The 9,983-nt window shown below is 57.6% G+C and carries 10 protein-coding genes; 1 reads left to right on the top strand and 9 read right to left on the bottom strand.

Annotated elements, in window-relative coordinates:
- The 9 genes from KGA83_RS20035 to KGA83_RS19995 all read right to left on the bottom strand — a co-directional run.
- A partial coding sequence (locus tag KGA83_RS20035) for a head maturation protease, ClpP-related (RefSeq protein WP_223530633.1) occupies positions 1–724 on the bottom strand: 724 nt, incomplete at its 3' end.
- A complete protein-coding gene (locus tag KGA83_RS20030) occupies positions 663–2,207 on the bottom strand; it encodes a phage portal protein (protein WP_223530632.1) in 1,545 nt (514 codons plus the stop codon). The genes KGA83_RS20030 and KGA83_RS20035, both read right to left, overlap by 62 nt.
- Entirely contained in the window at positions 2,204–2,416 is a 213-nt protein-coding gene (locus KGA83_RS20025) for a primosomal replication protein PriB/PriC domain protein (protein ID WP_223530631.1), read from the bottom strand. Before KGA83_RS20025 ends, KGA83_RS20030 begins: the two co-directional genes overlap by 4 nt.
- Positions 2,407–4,488 (bottom strand): phage terminase large subunit family protein, encoded by a 2,082-nt coding sequence (locus KGA83_RS20020; RefSeq protein ID WP_223530630.1) that lies wholly within the window; start codon positions 4,486–4,488, stop codon positions 2,407–2,409. Before KGA83_RS20020 ends, KGA83_RS20025 begins: the two co-directional genes overlap by 10 nt.
- Entirely contained in the window at positions 4,451–5,005 is a 555-nt protein-coding gene (locus KGA83_RS20015) for a terminase small subunit (RefSeq protein ID WP_223530629.1), read from the bottom strand. The genes KGA83_RS20020 and KGA83_RS20015 overlap by 38 nt, the downstream gene beginning before the upstream one ends.
- Positions 5,006–5,167: 162 nt before the next feature.
- Positions 5,168–5,908: a hypothetical protein gene (locus KGA83_RS20010; RefSeq protein ID WP_223530627.1), complete on the bottom strand. Its 741-nt coding sequence runs from the start codon at positions 5,906–5,908 to the stop codon at positions 5,168–5,170.
- Between the two features lie 81 nt (positions 5,909–5,989).
- The gene (locus KGA83_RS20005; RefSeq protein ID WP_150755794.1) at positions 5,990–6,313 is read right to left on the bottom strand and encodes a phage holin family protein; all 324 of its coding nucleotides are present in this window, start codon (positions 6,311–6,313) and stop codon (positions 5,990–5,992) included.
- 449 nt (positions 6,314–6,762) lie between these two features.
- Entirely contained in the window at positions 6,763–7,620 is an 858-nt protein-coding gene (locus tag KGA83_RS20000) for a TauD/TfdA dioxygenase family protein (RefSeq protein ID WP_223530625.1), read from the bottom strand.
- A 349-nt stretch (positions 7,621–7,969) separates the two neighbouring features.
- Entirely contained in the window at positions 7,970–9,007 is a 1,038-nt protein-coding gene (locus tag KGA83_RS19995; RefSeq protein ID WP_223530623.1) for an AraC family transcriptional regulator, read from the bottom strand.
- Between the two features lie 507 nt (positions 9,008–9,514).
- On the opposite strand from KGA83_RS19995, the gene KGA83_RS19990 reads away from it, so the two are divergent.
- Positions 9,515–9,892, top strand: coding sequence for a hypothetical protein (locus KGA83_RS19990; protein ID WP_223530622.1), 378 nt, complete (start codon positions 9,515–9,517; stop codon positions 9,890–9,892).
- Positions 9,893–9,983: the final 91 nt, after the last annotated feature.

The raw sequence follows: 9,983 nt of genomic DNA, 5'->3' as shown, positions 1-9,983 counted from the left end.
GTGCTGGGGTTGGGGTCGGTGCTGGGGTTGGAGCGGAAGCCCGCGGATCGAACAGATTTTTTGCCGAGGTAGGCATATTGGTGAACTCCTGCATTCGTTTTGAAGTGAGTTGAGCAGCCGCCTTGAACGGATTAAGCACCTTGTCAGCGAAACCGGCGGCCACCGCTTCGTTGCCATCCATCCAGGTTTCAGCCTTGAGCAGCACCTGGATGTCCTCGATCGATTTGCCTGACTTGCGCATGTACGCCTGAATCAGCGTGCTCTCGACTTTGTCGAGTAAATCGGCGTACTCGCGCATGGCATCGGCATCACCGACCTGACCACCCCACGGCTTGTGAATCATCATCATGGCGTTGGCCGGCATGTTGATTTCATCGCCGGCCATGGCGACCACGCTGGCCATCGAAGCGGCGAGACCGTCGATGTACACCACGACCCGGGCCGAATGGCCGCGCAGCAGGTTGTACATGGTGGTCCCTTCAAACACGTCACCACCCGGCGAGTGGATGTGCAGGTTGATCTGAGACACATCGCCCATGGCGGCCAGATCGCGGGCGAACTGTTTGGCCGTAATGCCCCACGCGCCAATTTCGTCATACAGCATCACCTCGACCACCCCGCGTTGCAGCGCGGCGCTCAGTGAATACCAGCTTTCGCCGGGTTTATTCGTCGGGGTTATCGAGGCTCTCGGCCTCATCAACGACAGGTTTTTTTGGCTGTTCATCGGTTTGCGTTTTTCCATAAATCTCGTGATAGAAGTCCGAACTGAAGACCAGTCCCTGCTCCCGGTTGGTTTTGATTTCCGAAGCCCGGGAACGCTTGAGTTCCTGCGGATTGCGCTGCCGCGCCCGCGCCACTTCCGACTCGTCGGCAAAGCCGGCCTCGACCAGGATCTTCCAGGCATTGGCCTCATGGATCGGGTTGATCCAAGGCATCACCGGCCCTTGGTAAATCGCGCCAAACACCGTGTCCGGATCGACGTCGGCCGGCACCTGGATCACCCCGCTGGCAATCGCCATGTGCAGCCATTCGCGATAGACCGGGCGGCTCCAGTAGTCGATAAATTCGTGCTGCAGCAGGTCATAACCTGCCTGCCCCTCGACCAGCTCCTGACGCTGTGCGGAATAGGTGCCGTCGTAACTGCGCGCCACACTGGAGTAGGTGCCACGGGTGCCGGCGGCCACGGCCTTGAGCTGACCGTTGCGGAAGCCTTCCAGAAAAGGGTTGGGTCGATTGCTTTCGATCATGCCGACGTCTTCGCCGGGCAGCAGGCCGTCGAACACCATGCCCGGACCGATGGGAATGCTGCGAGCAGCGGCGGCCTGGCCATTCACCGCCGATGGCGTGGTGTAGTCGTCCGGTGTGCCTTTTTTGATGTACATCGCCAGTGCCGCGCTGATACGTGCAGCAACCCGTTCGCTTTCCTCGTAATCCTTGATGTCCGCCAAGCGAATCAGCACCGCATGTAGCAGAGGTTGACCACGGTTTTGACCGATGCGCTTACGGTGCGCGATGTGAATCATCTGTTCGACCGGCACGCGCTTGGTGGTCAACGTCAGCTGGAAACCGGCAGCATGCCCCGGGTGATGCTTGATCAAGTGATAGGCCCGGACTCGTCGCCACTGATTGCGCTCGATCCCCTGCACAATGCCCTTGGCTTCATCGTTGTATTCCCACGGCAGATAATCCGGCTCCAACAACTCCAGGGCGAAGGGCACTACGTTCAAATGCTCATAGCTGGGCACTCGCCCCTTGAGCTTCTGCGCCAAGGCTTCGCCATCGCGCAGCCAGGTACGGCACACCTGTCGCTCCATCTGCGGGCGGGACAGCTCGCCGGACGTTTCCGGGTGCAACGACCATTCGGCCCAGCGGGCCTTGATCTGCGCTGCAAACTCCAAGTGCACTTCCCCGGCGTAGCTCAAGGGAAACGGCTCGACCGCGATGCCCATGCCGCCCACCACGCGCTCTTCCAGGCGATCGAACAAACCAGTAACGATGTCGTGGTCTTCGTCCAGCTTGCGGCATTGCTCGCGCAGGGAACGCGCCGAACGCTGCAGCGAGCGGTCCGCGCTGGCGGATTGTTTCTTGGCCTGGTGCGTGCGAGTCATCTGCGCGGCTTCAAAGGCCATGATCTTGTGACGGGCATGCAGACGTTCAGCCACCAGCCCCGGAAACACCGGGGCCAGCACGCGATCCAGCAGGTTCATCGGAATGTCGCCAGGGCGTACGGCGGCTGCCCCGCCGCCGCTGCCTGTTGCGCTAGCACCCGGCGCTCCCATTCCAGTCGGCCGGCGCGGATTTCTTCCAGGTCATCCATGATCAGCTTGCGACCGTTAAAGAGGATTTCCTTGCCCTGCAGGATGGCCAGCTCGGCCTCCAGATAGCGGTCCACCATGTCTTGAGCGGTTATAGCCATGCGCCTTGTCCTGTATTAAGCCAGCCGCCCGACTCGGCAGGCTGGTCGGGTGAATGTTCAGGCTCTACCTCAGGTACCGACACCGTGGCCGGTGTCAGAGCGGCAACGGTGGCCGGTTTGCTTTTCTGCTCGTGACTCATCGGCACAGTCCAGGTGCCTGACGGCAACTGCTGCGCTAACAGGTCGAGATTCATGCCAAAGCGCTGCTGCGTTATGCGTAACGCCGCCAAGGCGTACACCAGGCAATCGAGCGCTTCGTTTCGTCGCCCTCCTGCGTCCCAGCGCTGGACGCGCTGGTGTTTGACGATCACCCACTTGCGGCGCTCGGCAGTCAGTTGCCGCAACTCGTCCTCGCCGCAAATCATCTCGTTAGCAGGCAGGTGGATACAGCCATGCACAGGCGCACCCGAACCGTCCGGCTGCATCTTGAGGCGGCCATAAATCAGCTCTTTGGCATTGTCGGTACCCACTTCGACCAGATACGCACGTCCGCCTTTGACCTTGGTTTTCTTACGCGGCCAGGTCGCAATCGGCTTGCCGTAGGTCGAGGCACCGAACACAGGAATCACCCACTGGGTGCCGTGCTTGATGCATTCCTCACGTACTTCATCGCAGTAGTGACCACCCTGGTCCCAACACCAACGCTCGACGCCCATCACCGTGCCATCTACCCGGGTGAAGGTCTTGTGGATCTCGATACCGACCTTGGCCCGTAGCTCGATGCTGGCAGGGTCACCTTGAAGCACGAACTTATGGACCAGCCACGCTTCCTCTCCCGCGCCAAACGCCCAGACCCGACCTTCATAGCGGTCATCCTGGGTATCAATACCGCCGAACAGGGCAACAGCTTTAGCCGGCACTTGCGGGTAAATTTCCCGGCGCGCGTGCAGCTGCTGCCATTCCAACTGCTCGCCTTGGTCCTCTTCCCATGCTTCGCCCAGAGTGGTGTTGACGAAGGTTTTGAGCTTCCCCCGATCCTTCTTGATCTTGAGCCATTCCGTGACGACTTCAGCCCAGGTCACAAACTCCGAGTACACCGTCCAGATATGGAAAGTCACCGAACGCGGCGGCTGTATTGATTCGTCTGCAGCGCTGAACCAGGCCATGCCGTCGCGCGTCCAGATCCCGGTCCGCTCACAGATGTAGCGGCCGTTGACGGATGCCGCGACCATTTCGTGGTATTCGAAGGTACAGCCATGGCCGGACTCGCACAGGTACCAGGCCTTCACCACCTGCCCCAGTTCGTCCACGGCCCACTTGATACCGAACGGCGTAGCCGGGTCACCCCACTTCAGATACTGCTCGGTACCGCAGCACGGGCACTTGATGTTGAAACGCAAAAAGTGCGGGGAATCATTGGCCGCCCGCGTGATCTGGCAGCCCTCCCCCGAGGTTTCCTCATTGTCGTCAGCGACAACCACTGTCGTCGGGGTCGATCCGCGTATGGACTTTTTGAACGTGGCACCTTCCAGGCGCTTGTCGCCAAGAATGGTCGGGGCGCCCTCGCCCTCGATGTCCGCGTTGAACTTCGACAGCTCGTCATAAATCACTTCATCCGGGCTTTTCTCCCGGTAGTTTTTCGCCGCCGTGCCACCCAGGCACCACAGCATTTTGGCGTTATCAAAGCGCTTTTCATCCAGCGTGTTATCGCGATGCTTGACCCCATACCAAGGTGCCAAGGCACGCACCACAGGGCTGTCACGAATCATCGTTTCGATGTGCCGCTTCATCATGCCGTCAGCGTCGCCATCGGTTGGGCACCAGACGATGACGTTGCGTTTCTTGTGCTGGACCTTGTAGCCCATGTTGGCCACCAGCATTTTGGTGTAGCCAACCCGCGCCGATTTCAGCACGTTGACTTCACGGATCAGGTCGTTGCCCATTGCGTTGAGAATCGCGACCTGAAAAGGCGCTGTCGTCCAATCGCCTTCCTGATAGGACGACTCGGACGACAGATAGAAATGCTCATCGGCCCATTCAACCGCTGTGCGCGGCGGCTCTTTATAGAGGCCGGCGAGTCCCTTGCGGACACCCTCAACCAGCGCCCTCATCCAAGGTGTCGACAAACTCATCAAGCAACTCCGGCAATAGATCAGCCAAGCCGACCGCATCGTTACGCGTCACGGCGACTTCGCGCTGGATCGCCTCAAGGTGACGCACCTCGATGTCGGGACACTTGCGCTTGACCTTCAAGTGCACGGTGTCGAGGGTTGATCCGAGCTTTGCGCTCAGACGAGACAATGCGAACAAGCAAAAATCAACCGGTACCAGCCTCTTGGCCTTAACTTTGTTTCGCATTTCCTGAGCGTCCGCCTGCTCAGTTGTCAGTCGCAATTTTTGCTGCGCCTGTTTGTATTCAATGAGCGGATCGAGCGGATCACCGTTGTCGTCGACAGGTTGGTCTTTTGTCACCTGATGCTTGAGTCGGTTATCCAGCACAGACCGGACGTCGTAGAACACGTCGCGGCCGATCTTCGCAACGGGCTGAACGCCCCATTTATCAAAGGCCTGAGTCGTGATACCGAGGCTGGTAGCCATGCGCGACTTGTTGAGCCAATGAGGCTCGCGTGAGATGGTCGGATTGGCCATGGACTAAACAACAACCTCGATTCAAAAATGGGTCATATATAGCGAAGCAGCGGGGCCCGAATTACCCCCTAGGCCTCCCCCCTCGGGAGGACCCGTTGAATTCACGCCAAACTCAGCAGGTCAAGTAATAACGGTACAGAAACAGCTTTTTCCTGCTGTCTGTCAGAGCTTGGCGGTGGTCATAGCATCGGCAAATGCACCGCGGAACTCCGCGCTGTAGTTAGCCTTGACGATGTTGTTCGCGATCTTGAAGAACGGGAAGATCGTGCGGTACATCGGCGCGCTCCGGCTGAAGACAAACATCGGCCTGACAGCATCGCCGAACGCCGTCTCTTTGCGCTCCCACACACCAGCCGTTCCCCCGACAACGCCCGAGAAATAACTCCTGGCATTGCCCTTGCGCTGACTGCGCTTGCTGTTGGAGGCGTTGGCCTGATAGCCACGCGAGGTTTCGGCAGCCCCCAAGCCCGACAAGATCCGAGTCATCGTTCCTCGGGAAACGTTGCCATGCTTGTCGAGCACGTTGGGATTAGGGATTGCGAACTGGCTGGACTTCATAAAGCCGCGCGCGATCAGGGCTTTTTCAAAGCGCTTATGCGGTCGTGGCCCGCCCCTGACAGTCTGCTGAAGGTAGGTATCAGCGGGAATGCCCGAGGTCCAAGAGTCCTTGAAAAAGACTTCGGCCGGCTTACTTTTGGTGGCCATTCTGACAAACAAGCTGTTCATCGTAGTCCGAGTTGGCCGATCCAGACGCTGCGCCATGACAGTCAGTTCGCCCTTCTTGACCCGCTGGGCCAAGCGGGTCGCGGTCAGGGCAAGCACATGCGGAATGTGCTTTTTCTCCAGCTCCAGCAGCGCCTCGGACACGGGCAGCAAGTCGGGTGTGATTTTGACTTTGACCATTTAGTTTTCCGCGATAGCCGAGCCGTAGCTGTCTGGCTGCCCGTTGAGCGAGTCATAGCAGGCCATCACTGCTTTACCTCGCTATGAATTACGGGAGTTGATACCAGCTTTCCTGGCCAGAAACTGGGTGTACAAACCGCCGGTTACATCAGCACCGATGACCGCGATTACGATGCCCAGGCCGGCGGCAAGATAAAAGTTGCTCCACAGCGCCATCGCGAGCAGCAGCGTGGCCATGCCCAACAGGCCAGACGCAAGAAAACGCAGCGCTACACGCTGGAGGATCTGCCGAAGACCAAGGTCAGTACCTGATGCTCTCAACATCTCCCCAGATAAACCGGCCATGCTTAACAATACCAACAGCCAAAGAGGCACGTCGGCGAGAGCCTGATGCTCTGTGTTCATCTGTAGTCCTCGAATAGGTCCGGCCTCCATGTCACTGTCATCCGCTCGGAGCAAAGAGCCAGGCATAGGGCCGAAAACGAAAAAGCCCCGCTCGATGGCAGGGCTTATAAAAGGGCACAAAAAACCGACTCAATGGTCGGGCTCTTGAAAGGCGTCTCGCTGCGTTCACAGCAACACACGCTGCTATAAAAGCAGGTCTATTCCGCGCGGAAAAGGTTTTTCCGCAGCGTATGCGAAATTGCACCCAACTTGACCACACGTTTGCATTCGACCTAACCATCAGATGCATGGAATTTGCCCATCATGTTTTAACCATGATGGACAGAAAACAACGCACGTTAGTCCTGCGCGACAGGCGGCAATCGGCCAAAAGCAGCCTGTTGCTTCAGGCAAAAGCGCCCCAAAGGAGACGCTCGAAAGCGTCTATGGGCTCTGGGCCGATTTACTTTTCAGTAGGGTTTGTCGCCGACGATGGCCGCGCGCTCCATCTGGCGGTGGCAGGGCGGATAGTCCATGACTGCGTAGTGCTGGGTACAGCGGTTATCCCAGATCGCCACGCTGTAGGGCTTCCAGCGCCAGCGCACCTGGTACTCGGGATTGTAGGCCTGGCTGATCAGGTACTGCAGCAGGTCGGAACCGCCCCTGTTGTAGTCCTGGCCGTAACGCACGTGCGCCGTGGTGTGGTAATTCACAAAGTGGGTCGCGAAGCCATTAACGAACAGCACCTTCTCGCCGGTTTCGGGATGGGTGCGCACGACAGGGTGCTCGGCATCCGGGTATTGCGCTTTCATCGCCAGGCGCTTTTCCTGCGGCATGGCAGCGGCCCAGGTAGAGTTGAAGCTGTGGCTGGCGATCAGGCCGTCGATTTCTTTCTTGACGTATTCCGGCAGTTTTTCGTAGGCCAAGACCATATTGGCCCACATGGTGTCGCCACCGACGGGCGGGCATTCGATGCAGCGCAGTACGGCACCCATCGGGGGAGCTTCGCGAAAGGTGGCATCGCAATGCCAGGCATTCTCGTAGCGATCCGCTGGCTTCTCCGGGGTCTTGTAAATTTGCACAAGGCCTGGGGCGTCCGGGTGGCTCGGGACCATCGGGTGGCTTTCTAGTTCGCCCATGCGCATCGCGAAGGCTATGTGGTCTTTACGCGAGAGCTTGTCCAGGTCTTGGTCGCGCAGGAACAGCACCTTGTGCTTTAAGAGCGCAGCATAGATTTCCTTGAACAGGTCGTCATCGCGCACTGCGTCGCCTAGGTTCACATCGAGCAGTTCCGCGCCAATGGCACAGGTCAGTTGTTCAACTCGCATTACTTCTCCATTTCGATTGTTTATGGCCGGCCGTGGGCGTGGCAGGTGAAGTCGTGCCTTGATTTACGCCGGCTATTGTTATTGTTGGTCCAATCTGTGCTGATGCTGCGGCGCGGGATACATGTATCCGGCAGATGTTGCTGGCCGCTACCAGCAGAGCAGGGCTCGCGAGCCAATAATAAATTGCACGATGGGGAAGCCATGTGCATCGCGGGACAATTTCTTCGCGTATTGGGACATCGCTAGTAGCTATGACTAAATAGCGGCGTCAGAAACGTCGAGGATGCGAAGGTTCAGGCAATGTTGTTGGCCAGAGGCTTGAGAGCCAACCAGGAACCTGTCTTTCTATTTATTTCGGTGATACGGGCTCGGATGCCGCCTTGCTCTCACGGTAGGAGGCGACCCAATCCGAGGGCGTTTTGCCAAACCGACTGCGGAACCAGCGTGAAAAGTCACCGGCCGAGGAAAAGCCGAGAAGTTCGGCGACCTCATACAATCGGCGCTTGCTGTTGGCTAGATATTCTTCGGCGAGTTCCGCGCGTACAGCATTTATGATCGTTGTGACACTCTCACCCTCGACCGCCAGGTGCCGATTAAGCGTGCGTCGATGCACGCCAAGATGCTGGGCCACCCCATCGACGGAACACAACCCGCTTGGCAACAGCATCTTGACGATCTGGCGCACCCGCTGCGCCGGCTCGTCGCGCAAGTTAGCCAGCAACATGTCCAGCGTTCGCTTCACTTCGCGGTGCAGTGCAGGATCTGCCGCAGGGATTGGCTTATCCAGATCGCACCCGCGGCAAACGATGGCATTGAATTCCTGGGAAAAATCGATAGCTGTTCCCAGCACGCGGTGGTGCACCTCCAGGCTGGCAGGACATTCGTGAGTGAAGCAGACCCTTACCGGCCTGAAGATATAGCCGCTCAGAATGCTCAGCGTCCGCAGCATAATACCGGTCGCTTGTTCAATAGCCTGGCGCCAGACGCCATGATGACCCTGCACAATCACACCCACATGCAGCAGGGCCAGGTCGCTTACATCCTCAAGCCGCAATTGCACACCGGCGTTATGCAGTCGCATATAGCGGAAGCAAGATTGCAAGGCTGCCCGAAGTGTTGGCTCTTCGCGGATAAGCAGCGCTACCATGCCAAAGTTGGAAAGGTGTTTCTTTTCCGCGAGCAGCAATCCGAAGGCCTCTTGGCCGGACAGGCGCGCTGATTCCTCCAGCAGCCACCCCACCGAATCGCTACTGATCATGATATTCGGGTCGTCGAGAGCACTGGCTGGCAGCTTGGCCAGCCGCAACATATGAAAAGGATCGAGCCCTACCGAACGGGCAACCTGTTCATAGTTTGTAAGGCTGGCACTTCGCGTCAGGGTATACACGCTTTACCTCATGTCCCAATATCACCAGATTGTGTCCTGAAAAGTTTAGTGCAGGACACCCCGTCAGGGCTACCTCCAGGCCGACAATAGAAAATAGAAAATAGATGGCGGTAGATAATGGATACGAGCACTGCAATGCGCATCGGTCAGCAATATTTGTAAACACGCTTCGAGCGTCTGCCTTTGGTGATTGCTGCCCGGCGCCGCCACCGGCAGCAATGGGTCGTTTTTAGCCGGTCGCGACAGGCAAAAACCGGCCAAGTGCAGACGTTGGCACGTGAGAGGTCAAACGTCCGAAACGTGGCAGAAGCCTTGGGCATGCTTGATTCAGCAGGTTAGCCAATAAAAGTCTCAGTATGATGCCCCGACTGTCAGGGCCGTTCGATTGCCTCTCAGTCGGGTTGCTTGGTTGTTATAAATTGTCTCGATCAGGGCTAAAGTAGGACTTGGAGTAGTGGCAGGTTGCCGGTATCACTAAGTTTCGATAAATCACATGGAGAGCTGATTTTGAATAAATTTCGCGTCGTGACGTCAAACCCTGAGTGGTACAAGGGCGGCAAAGGAACGATCTTCACGATCCACAACGAATCATTGCCTTTACGCGGCCTGACTTATGAAGTTGAGAGCGACGCATATTCAGTTTGCGATGCGCTCAACCGTGGCGAGCAGCTTTCTGCCGAGTTGAAATTCAAGCATGACAACTTGCCCCAGACGGTCACAATCTTAACGGCGCTAGCGCCAGCTCAGGATGTCCTTTACTACCATGTCCAGGACAAGCTAAGTGGCACCGCCTCTATGTCGCTCGATAATGACTTGCACAAAGCTCAGGCACTCAGAGAAGCAGGCTATTCAGACCCTGTCGTTTATTGGAGAGTCGCCAAGTAACGCTTCCGTGCTGCACTCACCTGCGGCACACCTACTCTTCACTCGACAGCATCACGTCGATCAGCTTCTGCTCACCCAATCGGAACAGGGC

Origin of the sequence: Pseudomonas sp. GL-R-19, from assembly GCF_019956375.1 — a bacterium.
Lineage (GTDB): Bacteria > Pseudomonadota > Gammaproteobacteria > Pseudomonadales > Pseudomonadaceae > Aquipseudomonas.
The sequence above is the reverse complement of the archived record's forward strand: the minus strand, read 5'-3'. Positions and strand labels throughout refer to the sequence as shown.